We start from the raw sequence: 17,114 nt of genomic DNA, 5'->3' as shown, positions 1-17,114 counted from the left end.
CGTATTGGTGGGCGGGTGACGCATGCGCACCGGCAACAAGGGGAATGCGGACGGTATGGCCAATCGCGAAACTGCACTGAAACCGGCGCTGTCGCGCGGGATGCTGGCCGTTTACGGCATCGGCACGATCCTTGGCGCGGGCATTTACGTAGTGGTCGGCAAGGTCGCGGGCGAGGCGGGGGCACTGGCGCCGCTGGCCTTTCTGGCGGCGGCTGTCGCGGCGGGTTTCACCGGCCTGTCCTATGCCGAGCTGAGCGCGCGCATCCCCGAAAGCGGCGGTTCTGCGGCCTATATCGCGCGCGGTTTCAACCGGCGCTGGCTGACCGGCATCACCGGCTGGGCGCTGATCCTGACGGGGTTGGTATCGGCCGCGACGATTACCACGGGCTTTGCCGGATATCTGTCCGTCTTCGTGGCCTTGCCCGACGCGCTGCTGGTGCCGCTGGTCGCGGGCGTGCTGACCGCGGTGGCCGCGATGGGGGTGAAGCAGGCGGCATGGTTCATGGCGTTGACCACGGCGCTGGAAATCGGCGGCCTGCTGCTGGTGATCGGGTTTCTGGGCGGCGAACTTGCGCATTTCCCGGCCGCTTTCGGCGCGGCGCTGGATGCGGGGCCGGTTTTGCCGCTGGCAGGCAGCGTGATGGCAGGCGCGGTGCTGTCGTTCTATGCCTTTATCGGGTTCGAGGATCTGGCGACTTTGGCAGAGGAAGCGCGCGACCCGAAGCGTGCGATCCCCTTTGCCATCGTCGTTTCGTTGGCAGGGGCACTGGTGCTGTATCTGCTGGTCTCGGCCATCGCGGTATCGGCCGTGCCGCCCGAAACCCTGCGCGACAGCGGCGCACCGCTCAGCGACATTCTGGCGGCGCACAACGGTCCGGCCGATCTGCTGGCACTGATCGGGCTGGTGACGATCCTGAACGGCGCGCTGGCGCAGATCGTGATGGCATCGCGCGTCATCTACGACCTTGGCGTGCGCCGCGGGGCGGCTCCGTCGTGGCTTGCGCGCATACATCCGCGCACGGCCACGCCGGTTCTGGCCACAATCCTTAGCGGGGCCGTCGTCGCCCTGCTGGCACTGGCCTTTCCCACCGAACAGCTTGCGGCGGGCACCAGCCTGTTGATGTTGCTGATCTTTACCGCCGCCTGCGCCGCGCTGCTGGCGATCAAGGCCCGCGGCGAACCCGCGCCCCAGGGCGTGCGATGCTTTCCCGCGATCGTACCGGCCATGGGAATCGTGACCAGCCTTGCACTGATCGCCACCCGCGTCTTCGCATGAGGAAGCGGAGCATGCCTGCAATGGTCGGGAAATGGCGGAGACGGAGTCCCCCAAACCACCGTCCGGAACGATCCGAAATTATCCCATAAAGCGGCTAAAATACGTGGGTTTAGAAAGCATCCCGCATTTTGACCGTCCGACACTGTTCGCTTGCGTCCCCCTAAAAACAGGCTATTTTCGGGGGACGTTTAGGGGAGCGCCGCCATTTCCGCCAAACCGGCAAGGCTCTGGCAGTCAGTCCCCCGATGGGAACCGCAATGCCAAAGAAACTCAGCAATGCGCTCACGCCGCTGGCGGTAAAGAACGCGAAACCCGGCAGCCATAGCGACGGGGGCGGGCTGCGCCTGATCGTGAAAGAGAGCGGGGCCAAGTCTTGGATTTACCGCTTCATGCTGGACGGCAAATCGCGGGACGTAGGATTAGGCGCGGCTGGCAAGGGCGGTATATCGCTGGCCGATGCGCGGGCCGCGCGGGACGAACTGCGCTTGAAGGTGAGGGCGGGCATTGATCCGCTCGCAGAACGCGACAGGGAAGCCGCTGAGGCGCTTGCGGCGCAACAGGCTGCCAAGGTGGCCGGTGTCACATTCAAGGCCGTGGCTGAGGCTTACATTGAGGCGAACGAGGATAGTTGGCGCAATGCCAAGCATCGCCAACAATGGAAAAATACGCTTTCCAGCTATGTCTATCCGGTGATTGGCAATCTGCCGGTTGGTGAGGTCGATACCCCGCATGTCCTGCAAATCTTGGAACCGATCTGGAAAGGTAAGGCCGAGACTGCCAGCCGCATACGTGGCCGGATTGAAACCGTGCTCGATGCGGCGAAGGCGCGGGGTTATCGCAAGGGGGAAAACCCCGCCCGCTGGCGGGGCCATCTGGCACAAATCCTGCCCGCCCGAACAAAGCTATCGCGCGGCCACCACAAGGCCATGCCCTATGCCGAGATACCGGCATTCATGGGCGCATTGCGCAAGCGGGAAGCAATGGCGGCGCTGGCGCTTGAATTTACGATCCTGACCGCTGCGCGATCTGGCGAGGTGATTGGCGCGACTTGGGCCGAGGTCGATACTGTAAAGGCAATCTGGACGATCCCTGCCGAGCGCATGAAGGCAGCGAAAGAGCATCGCGTCCCACTATCGCCGCGAGCGGTCGAAATTCTGGAAGGCTTGAAGCCGTTGGGCAGCGAATGGCTCTTTCCCGGCGCGCAGGGCGGCAAGCTGTCCGGCATGGCAATGACGATGCTGCTACGCCGGATGAAGATTGACGTTACCGTGCATGGCTTCCGTTCCGGCTTCCGCGATTGGGCAGCGGAATGCACCGGCTATGCCCATGAGGTTGCCGAAATGGCACTGGCCCATACCATCGAAAACAGGGTTGAGCGGGCATATCGGCGCGGCGATCTGTTCGACAAGCGGCGGCGGCTTATGAGCGATTGGGCGACCTATTGCGCAAGCGGTGGGGCGGCTGGGGAAAAGGTCACGCCGATACGGGGAGCGGCATAATGGATTACGGTTCGGGCACTAAGCGCACTTTGCTGCCTCGCTCAGCTCTGAATTATGAGGTTGATCCTGAATCAGGCGATGTGCGGGTTCGACCACGAGACAAGTTATTGGAGCGACTACCGGTAACAGAGGGCCGGGGCGTGGCATTCGATCTTCTCCAAGAACGCTTGGCTGTATCGACCGAATTTTTTCAGCATCATGGCGATGGCGGGCGATACGGAGTCTATCGTGCCATGACGGATCTTATCGACTACCTGACGAGCAGGGGCATGCCACATGCAACCGTGCGACCAATTGAGGCGGTAATGGAGGCCATCGTTGATGCTGATAATGGCAGAGACAGTGCGATATTCAGACCAGCTCGAACAAGCTCGGGTGGAACGCCGCCGAAGTCGGTTATGCAATTGGAGTTTGAGGGTAAGCTGGCAATCGTGACGGAATGTTGCGTTCGGCATTGTCGGCATGAAGGCATGCGCCCCTTCGTTAAACCGGGCACGCAACTCGCTGCGAAACTGATCAATGAATCATGCTGGGGTGTTCGAGTTACGGCAGCGGAACTGAAAGAGCTTCGTGAGAGAATCCACCAGCGTAAAGACGGCAAGAGTCCTGACCGCATGGAAGTTGATATATCCATGGCGAGTGAATTGGCTCGGTCCCGTCCACTGGAATGGGCTAAAATTCTGCTGGCGCATGAGTGGGTTAATCCACCCGCGAAAGTTTCCGAATAACCCCCTCTGTTCCTCGGAATGAAGTGGCGGCTCAAAGTGTCCAGCAACGTTCCCGCAATTCCGCTGGGGCCTTGCGGGACACAAGAACATGCAAACACCAATCGCCATTACAATCCCCGATGCCGTCAAGGTGTCGGGCATGTCTCGCACCTCAATCTATGAGGCGCTGAAACGGGGTGATTTGACTGCCCGCAAAGCAGGCCGTCGAACCCTGATCGGTTTCCAAGATTTGGAAGCCTATCTGGCCAGCCTTCCCACCTATCAGGCGGGAGCATGAGCCATGATCCAGAAAGACCGAACCCGGCCTTTGGGGGGCCGGGTCGGGTGCGAATTGATTGGAAGCCAAACGCACTCGACCTATACCCGCTCGCATTGGCGTTCGCAACTTATTGCGGACCGCTTTTGTCTCTCGCAGTCGATGGCACAAACGATCTGCTCTCTCTGGCTTGGGGAGGCAACAAATGACTGATCACCCTTTCACAAGCCATCGTGAAGCCGCGTTGACTCTGCTGAACGGCGCATATCGGCTTAGCCGCAAGGCGGGCCAATTCTTGGGGCAGCTTGCGGTCGATGATTCGCCCATGAGCGAGGCTCAGGCCGATTGGCTGGCGAAGCTCTTGGACAGGGCTGGCTTGCCGCCTCTGGCAGCGGGAGAAACGCAATGAGCGCCTATCCCAATGCACCGGGGCACCGGAATGTTGAAACGTCCGTAGCAGCGGCTAACGCGCTCGCTCCCAAGCTGGGGCGGCTTCAACAGATGGCGCATGAGGCTATCCGCGAAGCAGGCGCGCGGGGCCGAACCGCCGATGAACTGGCCGAGCGGCTGGGGATGGATCGCTATTCGATCCAGCCGCGCACCAGCGAGTTGCGGCGCAAGGGCCTTATCTGTGACAGCGGCGAACGCAGGCGCAATGCGACCGGCAAAATGGCCATTGTCTGGGTAGCAGCATGAGAGTCGCCGCCATGCCTAAGCAGGATGCCTGCAATCGGCATGGCGGCACTTTTGAAACTTCACCGGCCTGCAAATTCGGTGAAGTTTCAAAGGCACGCCGCCGCCCGAAAACTCGCAGAAAACCGCCGCTGCCGGATGCTGGCACGATCCGTGCAGTAAGTAACTCACTTATAGGTGTGGCAGCCAATTTGTCTTGCAGCACTGGCAGGGGCGGGGCGCGTAATTGCGCATACCGCGAAAGCCATGCACTGAGCGAGGCGCAAGTTGGCAGTCTGATCGCTGCGACCGATCATGCCCGAATGATCGGGCTACCGTTCAACCGCATGATAACGATCCATTGGGAGGCGGCAGGCATTCCCTTGGACGGGATGGCGAAAGCGACGGGCCGGTTCATCGACCTGATGACGAAACTGCTGGCGCGGAAAGGCCAGCAAACAGCTTGGGTTTGGGTGCATGAAGGCGGCGCTGGTAAGGGAGGTCACTGCCATTTGCTGGCCCATATCCCCGCTGAACGAGTCTCAGCTATGATGAAAAAGCAAAAGGGCTGGCTGCGCAGGATTACCGGCAAGGCCTATCGCGCCAAAGTCATCCATAGCGATCCCATAGGCGGGCGGCTGGGCTTGGAATGGAGCAACCCCGAACTTCACGCGGCCAATCTGGCGACCGTGTTTGGCTATGTCCTGAAAGGGGCGGCACCGGACGCGGTGGCTAAATTTGGCCTGGAGCGATTGGAACCGGGCGGGCTTGTCATAGGCAAGCGGTGCAGCGCTTCGCAGAACATCGGGCCATCGGCGCGCAAAGCTCATTCAGACTTGGCGCATTCCGCGCGGACGCGCGCGAAAGGTAAAGAGGTTTAGATTATGGCGAGAAAGAAAAAGGGCGACCAGCCGCAAACCGTCGGCACTGGCAAAAGCAAGCCGGGCGCACTGCAAGTCGAGCAACATGAGGGCGAAAAGGCAGGAGTAGCAGTCGCGCATAAGCTCAACGGCCCTTTTGTCCGTCACGGGGTGGCGGTGATGGAGTTTCAGGGGCCGATCCTGAAAGGCCTGCCGGAAGGCGACCAGCCCGATTTGGGAGACTACCTCAGCGACTTGCAAGCGCGCGGCAAAGCGGCGGCGGGCGGCGATCTAGAAACGGCAAGCCAAACCCTCGTGACGCAGGCGCTTACCTTGGATTGCATGTTTACCGAACTGGCCCGTCGCGGAGCGTTAAACATGGGGCACTATCCCGACGCGGCGGCAAATTACATGCGGCTGGCTTTTAAGGCGCAAGCGCAGTCCCGCGCCACTTTGGAGGCTCTGGCCAAGTTACACCAGCCGCGCGAGCAAACGGTGCGGCACGTTCATGTCAATGAGGGCGGGCAGGCTATCGTTGCCGATCAATTCCACCATCACACGGGGGGCAGCAAAAATGTCAAAACAAGCGAACAATCCCATGCAACCGGAGCGGCTGGCGCGAGCGCCCCGATGCTTGGCAAAAACCCGCAAGGGGACGGAGTGCCAATCGCCAGCGGTGAAGGGGCGGAAGCGGTGCCGGATGCACGGCGGGACTAATCCCGGCGCTCCCGTGGGTAATCGCAATGCTTGGAAACATGGGGCGCGATCTGTCGCCACTGAGCGGCTAGTTAAGGAATTGCGGCGATTGGAGACTTTGCTAGGCTAATCCGCAAATGGGTCGGATGCCTGCCGGGAGCGGTTGGCAGTCTTTTGGCAATCAGCAAGGGCGCTCATAGCCTCGGCTGACTGGTAAAGCGATAGACTACCGATTGAACGATCTCCGCGCGAAATGTTGAGCCAACTTGCGCTGACAAATTCATCCCAAAATTCATTGTTGCTGAAGTTAGTCCATAGGAAGCTGGAATTTCCCATTGTGACTACACTTGCTGGTGCATCCCAAGGCTCTAAGTCATCAAATTGATATACAAGATTGTGCTTGTCGCCATCCCTCAATGATTGCCAAGCGTTGTTACCAATCATCACGTAATTAGAATTTGTTGAATAGTTAAATCCTATGCGGAATACGGTTCCCTCTTTGTAAGGTACTACAGCGAAGCATGATTCATTGAGCGTGTGGTCAATGCCAATTGTCCATGCGCCGATATTTTTCAAAACTGTCGTTTGACTCGTCTGTTGATACTGAGAGTAATTTTGCGGACTTTCGGGATTTTCTTGTCTGCTGTTCTTGTCGTCCCCGCTGTCATCGGTCCAGTCATCAATGAATTTGATGTCGATTCCAACCGTGCTGTAATTGCTTTGGTTGACCCAATTCAGCCCGTTTGGAGGCGCAGAGGTCGTATATACAACGGCCTTGGCGGGGAGATTGAGAAGGGTAAGGTATCGACCCACAAGAGCGTTCCCCACTCCCGATTCCATGCGCTGCCCATTTGAGTCCGTATAACTGGCATGAAAACCTACCCGTGCAGATTTGGATAATGATCGGGGAGCGCCAGCCAGCCAGATTAGAGCGCATGCTGAAAAACAATCCGAACCGTTTATAACGAGGGTGGAGAAACCTTTTAGTCGAATTGCTTCCCCAATTTCGATTGCCTCAAGGGTGCTTCCTCCGTCGCTTTCCAGCATAACAATTGCTTGATCGACTTTTGCAGCTTCATTCCGAAAGCTCAGTGCGTCACCGGCTTCTATGTCTCCTGTGACTAAAATAGCCGTAAGATCGGAATCCAATGAAACAGCTTCAATCTCTGCTGCCATTGCTGGTGCAGAAAATCCTACTGTGAGGATTGAGACACTCGCGAGTGCCGCTACCGATGTAAAGCATCTGTCGAACATTGGCGCACTTAGTTTCCGTTAAGCTGTTTTCGCAGCAACTATAGGGTGCGACATTTAATAAGACGTTTTTGCAGATTGTGCGCTAGGGGAATTGAGCGGCTTGGATGGGCTAAAGCTAGCAGCCATTCGCGAGCCGTTTGCAACTCATCGGGTGCAACGGACTGGCCATGCACATGGCGCAGCATAACCACTTTTGGGGGACGTTTAGGGGGATAGAGCGCCGATCTTGTAAAAATATCAATAAAATCAAAGCGCAATGGCGGAGACGGAGGGATTCGAACCCTCGAGACAGGTTACCCCGTCTGGTTCCTTAGCAGGGAACTGGTTTCAGCCACTCACCCACGTCTCCGGAAGAAGGGGGCCTATAGCGAGCGTTATCGCGGCCATCAAGGCTGCTTTTGCCATTGCGGGCAAAGCTTGCAGAAAGCGGCGGATAAGTGGGGCGGGGGACTCGATCCGGCGCGAAATGGATTCGATTCACCGCCCATTCATTGCCGGAATGGCTGCATGGATTCAGGCAGCCACGAACGACATGCGTGGCATCGCAATGCGGACAGGTCGCCACGGCGCCGGTCCGGCAGGATGCGGACACGAACACGACGGGGTATTACCGATGAACATGCGCTCCAACTTTGCCAGGCGGGCATCGGCGCTTTTGCCGATGGCTTTCGGATTGGCCGGTTTCGGATTGGCGGCACAGCCCGCACTGGCGCAGATCCAGACGATCGATCCGAACACGACCTATAATTCCGGCGCCTATCAATCGTCCGGCGGGGCGATCGATGGTGATCTGAACGGTGAATTGCCGCCTGTGTCGGGCGATGCGATGGCGGGCGATCCCTATGCGGTACAGCCCGCGCCGGCACCGGCACCGTCACCGTCACCGGATCCAGCCCCTTCGCCGGCACAGGATCCCTATGCACCGCCTGCTTCGGAACAGGGCGCGCCATACGATCCCTATGCCGCGCCCGTTGCAGAGGGGGCGCCCACCGATGTGGTGCCCGCCGAACAGGCCGCCCGTCAGGCATCGACATCCTCGACCTATCAGGAAGACGATCTGATGGGGGCGGCCGAGGGCGTGTTCGGCGAAGGTGCCGAAGGGCTTGCGGGCCTGATCGAGAAAATCCTGAAAGATCAGGGCGAACCCAATGCCTATATCGTCGGGCGCGAGGCTGGCGGTGCGTTCATCGCGGGTGTCCGCTATGGATCGGGCACCATGTATCACAAGGTCGAAGGCAAGCGGCCAGTCTATTGGACCGGTCCGTCGGTCGGCTTCGACTTTGGCGCGAACGCGGCATCGACCTTCGTGCTCGTCTATAATCTGTGGGACAGCGAGGAGTTGTTCACCCGCTATCCGGCGGGCGAGGGCGCGGCCTATGTCGTGGGCGGGCTGAATGCCAGCTATATGCGCAAGGGCGATGTGGTGCTGATCCCGATCCGGCTTGGCGCCGGTGCGCGGCTGGGCATCAACGCGGGCTATATGAAATTCAGCAAGAAACAGGACTGGCTGCCGTTCTGACCGGGGGGCCTGACCCTCATGCGGTCACAAGCAGCCAGGTGAGATAGACGGTATAGGCCAGCACCAGCGCGCCGCCCAGACTGCGCCCGACCCTGCGCCAGCGCAGCGCGACAAACAGCAGGCCCGCAGCGCTGAGCGTGAGCAGGCCAAGATCCCACGGCAGCAGGCCGGCGGGCAGCGGGGCGGGGGCGATCGCCATGGTGACGCCCCCGATGCCCAGAAGATTATAGATATTCGATCCGACCACATTGCCGAACGCCACCTCGGTCTCGCCCTTGCGTGCGGCCATGACCGATGTGACCAGTTCGGGCATCGATGTGCCGATGGCGATCACGCTCAAGCCGATGGCGGTTTCGCTCAATCCCGCGATACGCGCGAGTTCGATGGCGGCATCGACCATAAACCGTCCCCCGACGACCAGCAGGGCCAGCCCGCCCAGTGTCAGCAGCACGGGAATGGTCCAGCCCTTGCCGCTGGCGTGCAGGGGCGGTTCCTTCATCTCTGCCGCTTCGGCCCGTTCATAGGGGGCATTGGGGACGGAAACCGAACGGTCGCGCAATTCTTCCTGATAGCAGCGCGCGATATAGGCGATCAGCGCGGCCAGCATGGCGAGGCCGATCCATGTCGCGCCCCAGCCCGACCACGCCAGCAAAACCAGCGCTGCCGAACCGGCCAGCGCGACGCCCGTGTCGCGGCTGGCGATGTCGGCGCGGATGACGATCGGGGTCATCAGTGCCGCCGAACCCATTATCAGCAAGGTATTGGCGATGTTCGATCCGGCGATATTGCCCCATGCGATGGCGGGTGAACCGGCCAGCGCGGCCTGTAGGCTGGCGACCAGTTCGGGCGCAGAGGTCGCAAAGCCGACAATCACCAGCCCCACGATCAGGGGCGACACGCCCGCGCTTTCGGCAAGGCGCACTGCGCCGCGCACCAGCAATTCGCCGCCCGCCAACAGTCCGGCGAGACCGATGGCGAGCGTCAGCAAGGTCAGTATCACGACAATAGTGCTCTCAAAAATGCGTCCGATTGTGCATGGCGTGTCACGCAGGCAGCACCGGCCACGCCGCTTGGGTGTCTATGGCGCGCTGCGGCTTGAACCGGTTGGCGGCGGAGCGGTGCAAGGCGGCCCGTATGCGATGACGCAATAGGCGAAGCCGCAGCATGTTCCACGCATCGGGATCACGCCGCTGCTTTTCCATGCGCAGATGGCGATCCACCTTTTGCAAAAGTTCGGTCAGTCTGAAAATACGGCCCTTCATCTATCGCTCCTTGATCGAGGCTGTTCGATCGGTCACCGATGCGATGTGGGGAAGCAGGAAGTTCGGCCCGTCGATCGCGCATCGGATGATCCGATGCGGTCCGACATCACGCGCATTCTGTAACGAATACACGCCAGAGGGGCCCGGCCCGCAAGGTTGATGTGGGAAGGGGCCTTTCCGATTTCAAGATAAGTCGCACCGCTGCGGGGCGTTCGGGGCTTGCCCGACGGGCAAAGCACCGGCATGGAGCGCCCGCCCCGACGCGGTCGGGTCACGAATCGATTCCCAAGCGAACAGGATTGCCATGACCATGCTTGCCCAGCTCACCCAACAGCCCCCTGACGCGCTGCTTGCGCTGATCAAGCTCTATTCGGCTGACGAGCGTGCGGACAAGATCGACCTTGGCGTCGGCGTCTATCGCACGGGGCAGGGCCACACACCGGTCTTTACCTCGATCAAAAAGGCCGAACAGATCCTTGTCGATCATCAGGATTCCAAGGCCTATCTCGGTCCCGAAGGCGACATGGGCTTTGTCGAGGCGCTGAAGCCGATCATCTTCGGTGCCGGTTTTTCCAAGCTTGACCAGATCGACGGCATGCAGACGCCGGGCGGCACCGGCGGTGTGCGTCTGGCGGCGGCACTGGCCAAGGCGGCGGGCGTTACGAAAATCTGGATGGGCACGCCCAGCTGGCCCAACCATGCGCAGATCATGAAAGACCTTGGCGTAGAAGTCGGCACGTTCAACCATGCGTCCGCCGATGGCACGGCCGATATGGCGGGCCTGCGCGACGCGATCGCGGCGGCGGCGCCCACCGATGCCATCCTGCTGCACGGTTGCTGCCACAACCCCACCGGCATCGATTACACGCTGTCCGATTGGGAAGAAATCGCCCGCCTGCTTGCAGGAAAGGGCATGCTGCCAATCCTCGACCTTGCCTATCAGGGTCTGGGCGACGGGCTGGAAGAAGACGCGGCCGGTGTCCGTCTTGTGCTGGAAGCCGTGCCCGAAGCGCTGATCGCCTATAGCTGCGACAAGAATTTCGGCCTTTACCGCGACCGCGTGGGCGCGATCTATATGATGGGCGAGGGGGTGGATTGCCTGCCCTGCATCGCGTCGAACGGTGCCGCGCTGGCGCGTGCCAACTGGTCGATGCCGCCCGATCACGGCGCGGCTGCGGTGCGCACCATTCTGGAAGATGCGGCACTGACCGCAGAGTGGAAGGACGAGCTGGAATCGATGCGCACCCGCATCAATCAGGTTCGCGCAAGGCTGGCCGAAGCAGGCGTCGCCGGCAGCGTCGATCTGCGCCCGCTGGCCGGACAGCGCGGATTGTTCGCGATCCTGCCGCTGTCGAAAGAACAGATCGCCGCGCTGCGCAGCGATCACGCGATCTATATGGCGGGATCGGGCCGCATCAATATCGCGGGGCTGACGATGGGCAATATCGACAAGTTCATCAAGGCGGTGGCCACGGTTAGCGCCTGACGCCAACACCTGATCGGAACTGAGCGGGCAGGCATGAAGCCACGCCTGTCCGCTCTTTACACGCCCGCCCGCTCTTTAACGGTGCAGATCAAACCTGCCGCACAGGCCTAGGTCTGAAGCGATTGCATCCGCTTTAAATAGCGGGCCAGAACGTCGATCTCCAGATTGACGATATCGCCCACGGCCAGCGCACCCAGCGTCGTCACTTCGGCAGTGTGGGGAATGATATTCAGCGCAAAGCGGGCCGTGCCGTCGGACAGGTCCTGAACCGCATTCACCGTCAGCGATACGCCGTCGACGGTGATGCTGCCCTTGCCCGCGATGAACGGCGCCATATCGGCAGGGGCGTCGATTTCGAAATGGATCGATCCGCCGCGTTCCTCGCGAATGGCGACGGTGCCGACCGCATCGACATGGCCGGTCACGATATGGCCGCCCAACTCGTCACCCAGCTTCATCGCCTGTTCCAGGTTCAGGCGGCGCCCTTCGGTCCATTGGCCCGGCGCGGTGCGGCTGCGGGTTTCCCCGCTGACATCGACGGCAAACCAGCCTTCGCCCCGCTCCACCACGGTCAGGCACACGCCCGAACAGGCGATGGAAGCGCCGATATCGATGGCGGCCGTGTCATAGGGGCAGGCGATGCGCAGGCGCGTGTCGCCCTGCTGTGCGACCGTGCTGACGGTGCCGATGGCAGTGATTATTCCGGTGAACATGGCGTGCGCTCGTAAAGGCAGAACTCGTCCTTGCCAAGCATCCGGCTGTCGGCCATCCGCCATCGCCCGTGCGCCCGATCGAGCGAGGCAAGGCCGATATCGCCGATCCCGCCCATGCCGCCGCCGATGATGACGGGCGCGCGATAGATCGCCAGCCGGTCGACCATATCGGCCGCCAGAAAGGCTGCCGCCGCCTTGGCTCCGCCTTCGACCAGCAGATATTGCGCGGGCATCATCGGGGACAGATCCGCCGCATTGCGCAATGCCTGCCAGCCATCGGGCACATCGCCCTGTGTCAGGGCCCAGCGCGCGGGGCCGCAATGGTCAAGGCCGTTCAGCCGCACGTCCAGACGCGGCGCATCGGCCCGCAGAGTGCCGCCGCCGACCAGTATCGCATCGCTCATCGCGCGCAGCATATGGGTATGTGCGCGCGCTTGGGGGCCGGTGATCCATTGGCTTTCGCCGCTGGCCATGGCGATGCACCCGTCAAGCGACAGGGCAAGCTTCAGCGTGACATGCGGTCGGCCCCGTGTCTCGCGCATCAGGAAACCCGCCAGCGAATGGCGGCTGGCCTTGCAGTCGGCCAGTACCGCTTCGATCCCCGCGTCCTGCAAGAGCGCGATGCCGCGCCCGTTGGTGCGCGGATCGGGATCGCCGCAGCCGATCACGACGCGGGCGGGGCGTGCCTCGGTCAACAGGCTGGCGCAGGCGGGGCCGCGGCGGCTTTCATGTGCGCAGGGTTCCAGCGTGACAAAGATCGTGCTGCCACGCACCGCATCGCCTGCCTCTGCGATGGCCACAGCCTCGGCATGGGGGCGTCCGCCTTCGGCCGTCCAGCCGCGACCGATGACCTTGCCGTCCCTGACCACGATGGCACCAACGGCGGGATTGGGCCGCGACAGGGGGCGCCCGCGCATGGCCAGCGCTGCCGCCGCCGCCAGCCAGCGGCGGTCCTGCGCATCCGGCTTCTGCGCCTGCGACTTATTCGGCTGTGTCAACGGGGGCCTGCTGTTCCTTCGGGCTTACGATCTGGCCGGTCGCGGGATCGATGGTGCCCCAACGGGCGAGGGCCTTGGCCCGCGCCTCTGCCAGATCGCGTTCGTACTGGCGCCGCTCGGCCTCGCCCTCGGCACGGGCTTCGGACGTATCCACGCCGGTGGCATTGCCCACCGTCTCATACGCTTGGCGAGCGGCGGCGCGGCGGGCATCCGCCTCGGCAAACCGTTCGTTCTTTTCCTGCTGGTTGGCGATGTTTTCGGCGATGATCTCGGCATCGGTTCGGTCGCCCTGATAGCTGGTGATATAAGTAACTTCGGGCGGGCGGGGCTGGATCATGTGCGATTCGCCGAACATCGTGCCGAAAATCGCAAAGGTCGCCGCGCCCGACAGCAGCAGAACGCGCAGCCGGACGGGGTTTTCCTGCACCCAGACATCGCGGAAATCGCGCACGGCCGCGACCGGATTGAACAGGCGGAAAAAGCGGGAGAATGAGAACATGGTGGCCCAGATAATAGCGCGGCACGCCTTTCGCCAGCCTTAGCGGAGATTCCGGCCCTAACCGAAATACCGGCCCTAACCGAAATACCGGTAAAGCGTGCGCCCTTCGCGCTTGAGCCAGCGGTCGGCAGCGGGAAGGCCCGCGCCGAACAGGCGGCCCAGCAAGGCGTGGAATTGTGGCGAATGGTCGAAATGCACCAGATGGGCGACTTCATGCGCGACGACGGACCGGCGCACCGCATCGGGGGCCATCACCAGCCGCCAGTTGATCCGCACCGTCCCGCTGGTCGAACAGCTGCCCCAGCGGCGGGTCGCGCGGCTAAGCCGCAGATCGGGCATGGCAACGCCCGCTGCGCGGCAATATTCGGCCAGATCGGCGCGGCACAGCGCCAGCGCCTCGGCTTCCAGCCAGCGCTGGATGCGGCGGTCCAGATTGTCCCGCGGTCCGCCCAGCCGCAGGGTCCCATCGCTGGCGACGGGCATCCGCTTGGCCGCCGCATGCCATTCGATCCGCAACTCATCGCCGCGAAACGGCACCGTGTCGCCATGACCTACCGGTTTGCGTTCGGGCGCGGCGGCGCGTTGCGCTGCCAGCCAGCTCAGCCGCGACAGGGCGAAATTCGCCCCTTCGCGCAAGGGCACGCCCAGGGGCACGGTCACGCGCGCCTCGTTCCCGTCGGGCGACAGGCGCAGGGTCATGCGGCGGGCGGTGGCATGGGGGCGCACCAGCAATGGCAGCGGGCCATCCGCCAGCGGCAGTTCTTCGCGCAGTTCGCGCGGAGGGCGGGCGCGGCGCGACAGGAAATTTTCAAGGCCCCGGCGCGCGCGGTCCTTCATTCGGTCTCATCCCCGTCGGGTGCTTCGAACTCTTCAGGTGCCTCGACCAGGGTGAACCCCTCGATCAACGCATGTTCCTCGATCGGGCCTGCCTCGTCCTCGGAAATGACGCACCCCGCGACCGATACGCCTGCGCGCCTGACGGCATCGCGGTCGCCGCTGATCAGATAATGCCAGTCGGGCAAGGGCCGGTCGCTGGCCCGCAGGCGATAGGCGCAGGTTTCGGGCAGCCATGGCAGCGTGCCCGCCGTTGCGCGCGTCAGTTGCAGGCAATCGGGCACGTGGCGCTTGCGGTTCGGGTAATCCATGCAGCGCGCCGTGGCCGTATCCAGCAGGCGACAGGCGACATTGGTGGGATAGATTTCCCCCGTATCGGCATCTTCCAGCTTGTGGATGCAGCACTGACCGCAGCCGTCGCACAAGGCTTCCCATTCGGCATCGCTGATCCGGTCGAGCGGGCGTTCCCAGAACGGCGTCTCGCCGGCGGTGTCGTCCGCTATTGCACCCATTTGGCCAGCTCGTCCGCAAGCACTTGCGGCCCCTGATGCGTTTCCAGAATGGCGACCGGCTTGCCATCGGGATCGAACAGCAGCGTCATCGCCGTGTGGTCCACGCGGTAATAGCCCGTCTCGTCCGGCTCGCCATAGCTATAGGTCGCGACGAACGCCTTTGCGGCGGCGGCGACCTGTTCCTGCGTGCCGGTCAGCCCGACCATGCGCGGGTGGAACGCGGCGGCGAATTCACCGACCACTTCGGGCGTATCGCGCTTCGGATCGACCGAGATGAAGATCGGCGTAACCTTGGCAGCGCGCGCCGCGTCCATCTCCTCGAAACGGTTCAATCCGCCGCCGATGGCAGCCGCATCGACCGGGCAGACATCGGGGCAAAAGGTGAAGCCGAAATAGACGATACGCCACTGGCCCGCGAAATCCTGCCAGGTGACTGTCTTGCCGTCTTTATCCACCAGCGTGAAATCGCCGCCGATGGTCGCGCCCGCCAGCGGCCAGTCGGCTTCCGACGGGGCAGACGGGGCGCTGTTGCAGCCGGTCACGGCCAGCGTGGCCGCCAGCAGCGGAGCGATCAGGGCTTGGCGAAGGGAAAGGGATTTTTTACGCGTCATGGCAGGCGGGTTCATGTCGTGCTAAGGCCCTGCTGGCAAGGACGAAACGACCCTGCGGCGTGCGTGAAATGCGCCGGACCGTCCCCATATGCGACGGGGCGGGGTTGGAACGGGTCGATAGGAACGGAAAGAATTCGCGTGTCTGACTTTACATCGCAGCGGGCCAAGCGCCCTGTTATTCGCATTCTGGCGGCGGTTGCCGCGATGGCCTGCGCCCTGTCGGCGCTGCCCGCGCAGGCGCAGTTTTCGACCGGCTATAAATTTCTGGAAGCGGTGAAAAAGTCCGAAGGCAACGATGTGATCGACATGCTGTCCGATCCGTCCAGCACCATCGTCAACACGCGCGACCTGACCAGCGGCGAAACCGCGCTGCACATTACCGTGTCGCGCCGCGACGCGACATGGACGCGGTTCCTTTTGAATAAGGGCGCCAATCCGAATATCGCAGACAAGAAAGGCGTGATGCCGCTGCAGATCGCGGTTTCGCTCAATTTTCAGGACGGGGTTCAGGCGCTGCTCGACGGGGGGGCTAATCCCAATGCGACCAATGCCACGGGCGAAACGCCGCTGATCACCGCGACCCTGATGCAGAACGTGTCGCTGGCGCGCATCCTGCTGGACAAGGGTGCCGATCCCGACCGTGCCGACCGTTCGGGCCGTTCGGCGCGCGACTATGCCAGACAGGGGGAGCGCAATCCGGTGCTCGACCTGATCGAAAGCGCCGATGCCGATGCGGCGGACCAATACGGGCCGGTGATGCACTGATGGGTATTGCAGCCGACGATCTCACGCTCGACCAGCTGGCCGTCGCGCTGGCCCCCGCGATTGCCGATGCGGCGGTGTTCGACGGCTGGACCCCGCTGGCCGTGCGCGCCGCGGCTGAGATGGAGGGTGTCGATCCCGATGTCGCGATGCTGGCCTTTCCGGGCGGGGCGATGGATATGATCGCGGCGTGGATCGCATCGATCGATGCCGCCATGGCGCAGGCCCTGCCTGCCACCGCGCTGGAGAATATGGGTGTCGGCCAGCGGATCCGCGCGATGCTGGTGTTCCGGCTGGAGGCTTTGGCCCCAAGGCACGAGGCGTTTCGCCGCGCGATGGCGATCATGGCCATGCCGCAGAATGTAAAGCGCAGCGCGAAAACGGGCTGGCGCAGCGCTGATCTGATGTGGCACATGGCGGGCGACACTGCGGCGGATTTCAATCATTATTCCAAGCGCGCCATCCTGTCCTCGGTCTATGCCAGCACGCTGGCCGTGTTCTCGCAGGATGAGAGCGAGGGTTTTGCCGACACATACGCCTTCCTCGACAGGCGGCTGAAGGACGTGGCCGGGTTCGGAAAATTCACCGCGCGTTTCAAACGCGACGATGCCGAGCGTTTTTCGCCCATGCGCTTGCTGGGCCGTTTGCGTTACCCCGCCCGCTAACCCGGACTGCTG

22 protein-coding genes and 1 tRNA gene are annotated in these 17,114 nt (G+C 62.3%); 13 read left to right on the top strand and 10 right to left on the bottom strand.

Annotation, left to right across the window (positions count from 1 at the left end):
- Window positions 1-22: 22 nt before the first annotated feature.
- The 9 genes from LOZ77_RS08380 to LOZ77_RS17950 all read left to right on the top strand — a co-directional run bounded on the left by LOZ77_RS08380 (window position 23) and on the right by LOZ77_RS17950 (window position 6,117).
- A complete protein-coding gene (locus tag LOZ77_RS08380; RefSeq protein WP_230281668.1) occupies window positions 23-1,276 on the top strand; it encodes an APC family permease in 1,254 nt (417 codons plus the stop codon).
- A gap of 257 nt (window positions 1,277-1,533) precedes the next feature.
- Window positions 1,534-2,775, top strand: a complete 1,242-nt coding sequence (locus LOZ77_RS08375) for a site-specific integrase (RefSeq protein ID WP_230281667.1) — start codon at window positions 1,534-1,536, stop codon at window positions 2,773-2,775.
- A complete protein-coding gene (locus LOZ77_RS08370; protein WP_230281666.1) occupies window positions 2,775-3,503 on the top strand; it encodes a hypothetical protein in 729 nt (242 codons plus the stop codon). The genes LOZ77_RS08375 and LOZ77_RS08370 overlap by 1 nt, the downstream gene beginning before the upstream one ends.
- 88 nt (window positions 3,504-3,591) lie before the next feature.
- Complete coding sequence (locus LOZ77_RS08365; protein WP_230281665.1) at window positions 3,592-3,780, top strand: helix-turn-helix domain-containing protein; 189 nt, start codon at window positions 3,592-3,594, stop codon at window positions 3,778-3,780.
- A gap of 184 nt (window positions 3,781-3,964) precedes the next feature.
- Window positions 3,965-4,168: a hypothetical protein gene (locus LOZ77_RS08360; RefSeq protein WP_230281664.1), complete on the top strand. Its 204-nt coding sequence runs from the start codon at window positions 3,965-3,967 to the stop codon at window positions 4,166-4,168.
- Complete coding sequence (locus LOZ77_RS08355; protein ID WP_230281663.1) at window positions 4,165-4,455, top strand: helix-turn-helix domain-containing protein; 291 nt, start codon at window positions 4,165-4,167, stop codon at window positions 4,453-4,455. Before LOZ77_RS08360 ends, LOZ77_RS08355 begins: the two co-directional genes overlap by 4 nt.
- The gene (locus tag LOZ77_RS08350; protein ID WP_230281662.1) at window positions 4,452-5,312 is read left to right on the top strand and encodes a hypothetical protein; all 861 of its coding nucleotides are present in this window, start codon (window positions 4,452-4,454) and stop codon (window positions 5,310-5,312) included. Before LOZ77_RS08355 ends, LOZ77_RS08350 begins: the two co-directional genes overlap by 4 nt.
- 3 nt (window positions 5,313-5,315) lie before the next feature.
- Complete coding sequence (locus LOZ77_RS08345; protein ID WP_230281661.1) at window positions 5,316-6,008, top strand: hypothetical protein; 693 nt, start codon at window positions 5,316-5,318, stop codon at window positions 6,006-6,008.
- Window positions 5,968-6,117, top strand: coding sequence for a hypothetical protein (locus LOZ77_RS17950; protein WP_370638060.1), 150 nt, complete (start codon window positions 5,968-5,970; stop codon window positions 6,115-6,117). Before LOZ77_RS08345 ends, LOZ77_RS17950 begins: the two co-directional genes overlap by 41 nt.
- Here LOZ77_RS17950 and LOZ77_RS08340 read toward each other — a convergent pair.
- Together LOZ77_RS08340 and LOZ77_RS08335 are read right to left on the bottom strand one after the other, a co-directional pair.
- Complete coding sequence (locus tag LOZ77_RS08340) at window positions 6,114-7,163, bottom strand: hypothetical protein (protein ID WP_230281660.1); 1,050 nt, start codon at window positions 7,161-7,163, stop codon at window positions 6,114-6,116. The genes LOZ77_RS17950 and LOZ77_RS08340 overlap by 4 nt on opposite strands.
- Before the next feature lie 335 nt (window positions 7,164-7,498).
- Window positions 7,499-7,590, bottom strand: a tRNA-Ser gene (locus tag LOZ77_RS08335).
- A 312-nt stretch (window positions 7,591-7,902) separates the two neighbouring features.
- Between LOZ77_RS08335 and LOZ77_RS08330 the strand changes: the two genes are divergently transcribed.
- Window positions 7,903-8,760: a DUF1134 domain-containing protein gene (locus LOZ77_RS08330; RefSeq protein WP_230281659.1), complete on the top strand. Its 858-nt coding sequence runs from the start codon at window positions 7,903-7,905 to the stop codon at window positions 8,758-8,760.
- Window positions 8,761-8,776: 16 nt separating this feature from the next.
- On the opposite strand, the gene LOZ77_RS08325 is transcribed toward LOZ77_RS08330, so the two are convergent.
- Window positions 8,777-9,760 (bottom strand): calcium/sodium antiporter, encoded by a 984-nt coding sequence (locus tag LOZ77_RS08325; protein ID WP_230281658.1) that lies wholly within the window; start codon window positions 9,758-9,760, stop codon window positions 8,777-8,779.
- A 43-nt stretch (window positions 9,761-9,803) separates the two neighbouring features.
- Window positions 9,804-10,022, bottom strand: a complete 219-nt coding sequence (locus LOZ77_RS08320; protein ID WP_230281657.1) for a hypothetical protein — start codon at window positions 10,020-10,022, stop codon at window positions 9,804-9,806.
- A 310-nt stretch (window positions 10,023-10,332) separates the two neighbouring features.
- Between LOZ77_RS08320 and LOZ77_RS08315 the strand changes: the two genes are divergently transcribed.
- Window positions 10,333-11,508: an aromatic amino acid transaminase gene (locus LOZ77_RS08315; RefSeq protein WP_230281808.1), complete on the top strand. Its 1,176-nt coding sequence runs from the start codon at window positions 10,333-10,335 to the stop codon at window positions 11,506-11,508.
- Between the two features lie 107 nt (window positions 11,509-11,615).
- Here the strand turns inward: LOZ77_RS08315 and LOZ77_RS08310 are convergent, their stop codons facing one another.
- The 6 genes from LOZ77_RS08310 to LOZ77_RS08285 form a co-directional block, all read right to left on the bottom strand.
- Window positions 11,616-12,221 (bottom strand): riboflavin synthase, encoded by a 606-nt coding sequence (locus LOZ77_RS08310; protein ID WP_230281656.1) that lies wholly within the window; start codon window positions 12,219-12,221, stop codon window positions 11,616-11,618.
- Window positions 12,206-13,219 (bottom strand): bifunctional diaminohydroxyphosphoribosylaminopyrimidine deaminase/5-amino-6-(5-phosphoribosylamino)uracil reductase RibD, encoded by a 1,014-nt coding sequence (ribD, locus tag LOZ77_RS08305; protein ID WP_255671239.1) that lies wholly within the window; start codon window positions 13,217-13,219, stop codon window positions 12,206-12,208. Before ribD ends, LOZ77_RS08310 begins: the two co-directional genes overlap by 16 nt.
- Window positions 13,203-13,718: a hypothetical protein gene (locus LOZ77_RS08300; protein WP_230281655.1), complete on the bottom strand. Its 516-nt coding sequence runs from the start codon at window positions 13,716-13,718 to the stop codon at window positions 13,203-13,205. The genes ribD and LOZ77_RS08300 overlap by 17 nt, the downstream gene beginning before the upstream one ends.
- Before the next feature lie 75 nt (window positions 13,719-13,793).
- Window positions 13,794-14,555 carry a M48 family metallopeptidase gene (locus tag LOZ77_RS08295; protein ID WP_230281654.1) on the bottom strand — a complete coding sequence of 254 codons (762 nt, stop codon included), beginning with the start codon at window positions 14,553-14,555 and terminating at the stop codon, window positions 13,794-13,796.
- Complete coding sequence (locus LOZ77_RS08290) at window positions 14,552-15,064, bottom strand: YcgN family cysteine cluster protein (protein WP_230281653.1); 513 nt, start codon at window positions 15,062-15,064, stop codon at window positions 14,552-14,554. The genes LOZ77_RS08295 and LOZ77_RS08290 overlap by 4 nt, the downstream gene beginning before the upstream one ends.
- On the bottom strand, window positions 15,052-15,675 hold the full coding sequence (locus tag LOZ77_RS08285) for an SCO family protein (protein ID WP_230281652.1): 624 nt from the start codon (window positions 15,673-15,675) through the stop codon (window positions 15,052-15,054). Before LOZ77_RS08285 ends, LOZ77_RS08290 begins: the two co-directional genes overlap by 13 nt.
- 138 nt (window positions 15,676-15,813) lie before the next feature.
- Between LOZ77_RS08285 and LOZ77_RS08280 the strand changes: the two genes are divergently transcribed.
- Both LOZ77_RS08280 and LOZ77_RS08275 read left to right on the top strand, forming a co-directional pair.
- A complete protein-coding gene (locus LOZ77_RS08280) occupies window positions 15,814-16,440 on the top strand; it encodes an ankyrin repeat domain-containing protein (protein ID WP_230281651.1) in 627 nt (208 codons plus the stop codon).
- Window positions 16,440-17,102: a COQ9 family protein gene (locus LOZ77_RS08275; protein ID WP_230281650.1), complete on the top strand. Its 663-nt coding sequence runs from the start codon at window positions 16,440-16,442 to the stop codon at window positions 17,100-17,102. The genes LOZ77_RS08280 and LOZ77_RS08275 overlap by 1 nt, the downstream gene beginning before the upstream one ends.
- Window positions 17,103-17,114: the final 12 nt, after the last annotated feature.

The organism is Croceicoccus sp. Ery15 (genome assembly GCF_020985305.1).
In the GTDB taxonomy this organism is placed as follows: domain Bacteria; phylum Pseudomonadota; class Alphaproteobacteria; order Sphingomonadales; family Sphingomonadaceae; genus Croceicoccus.
Note: the sequence above shows the minus strand (reverse complement) of the source record. Positions and strands in the feature narration are given on the sequence as shown.

Coding starts and splice junctions, on each gene's coding strand:
- LOZ77_RS08355 (WP_230281663.1), top strand. CDS start 4,165: ATGAGCGCCTATCCCAATGCACCGGGGCACCGGAATGTTGAAACGTCC.
- LOZ77_RS08300 (WP_230281655.1), bottom strand. CDS start 13,718: ATGTTCTCATTCTCCCGCTTTTTCCGCCTGTTCAATCCGGTCGCGGCC.
- LOZ77_RS08345 (WP_230281661.1), top strand. CDS start 5,316: ATGGCGAGAAAGAAAAAGGGCGACCAGCCGCAAACCGTCGGCACTGGC.
- LOZ77_RS08310 (WP_230281656.1), bottom strand. CDS start 12,221: ATGTTCACCGGAATAATCACTGCCATCGGCACCGTCAGCACGGTCGCA.
- LOZ77_RS08320 (WP_230281657.1), bottom strand. CDS start 10,022: ATGAAGGGCCGTATTTTCAGACTGACCGAACTTTTGCAAAAGGTGGAT.
- LOZ77_RS08315 (WP_230281808.1), top strand. CDS start 10,333: ATGCTTGCCCAGCTCACCCAACAGCCCCCTGACGCGCTGCTTGCGCTG.
- LOZ77_RS08375 (WP_230281667.1), top strand. CDS start 1,534: ATGCCAAAGAAACTCAGCAATGCGCTCACGCCGCTGGCGGTAAAGAAC.
- LOZ77_RS08370 (WP_230281666.1), top strand. CDS start 2,775: ATGGATTACGGTTCGGGCACTAAGCGCACTTTGCTGCCTCGCTCAGCT.
- LOZ77_RS08295 (WP_230281654.1), bottom strand. CDS start 14,555: ATGAAGGACCGCGCGCGCCGGGGCCTTGAAAATTTCCTGTCGCGCCGC.
- LOZ77_RS08340 (WP_230281660.1), bottom strand. CDS start 7,163: ATGGCAGCAGAGATTGAAGCTGTTTCATTGGATTCCGATCTTACGGCT.
- LOZ77_RS08330 (WP_230281659.1), top strand. CDS start 7,903: ATGGCTTTCGGATTGGCCGGTTTCGGATTGGCGGCACAGCCCGCACTG.
- LOZ77_RS08365 (WP_230281665.1), top strand. CDS start 3,592: ATGCAAACACCAATCGCCATTACAATCCCCGATGCCGTCAAGGTGTCG.
- LOZ77_RS08350 (WP_230281662.1), top strand. CDS start 4,452: ATGAGAGTCGCCGCCATGCCTAAGCAGGATGCCTGCAATCGGCATGGC.
- LOZ77_RS08360 (WP_230281664.1), top strand. CDS start 3,965: ATGACTGATCACCCTTTCACAAGCCATCGTGAAGCCGCGTTGACTCTG.
- LOZ77_RS08285 (WP_230281652.1), bottom strand. CDS start 15,675: ATGACGCGTAAAAAATCCCTTTCCCTTCGCCAAGCCCTGATCGCTCCG.
- LOZ77_RS08290 (WP_230281653.1), bottom strand. CDS start 15,064: ATGGGTGCAATAGCGGACGACACCGCCGGCGAGACGCCGTTCTGGGAA.
- LOZ77_RS08380 (WP_230281668.1), top strand. CDS start 23: ATGCGCACCGGCAACAAGGGGAATGCGGACGGTATGGCCAATCGCGAA.
- LOZ77_RS08275 (WP_230281650.1), top strand. CDS start 16,440: ATGGGTATTGCAGCCGACGATCTCACGCTCGACCAGCTGGCCGTCGCG.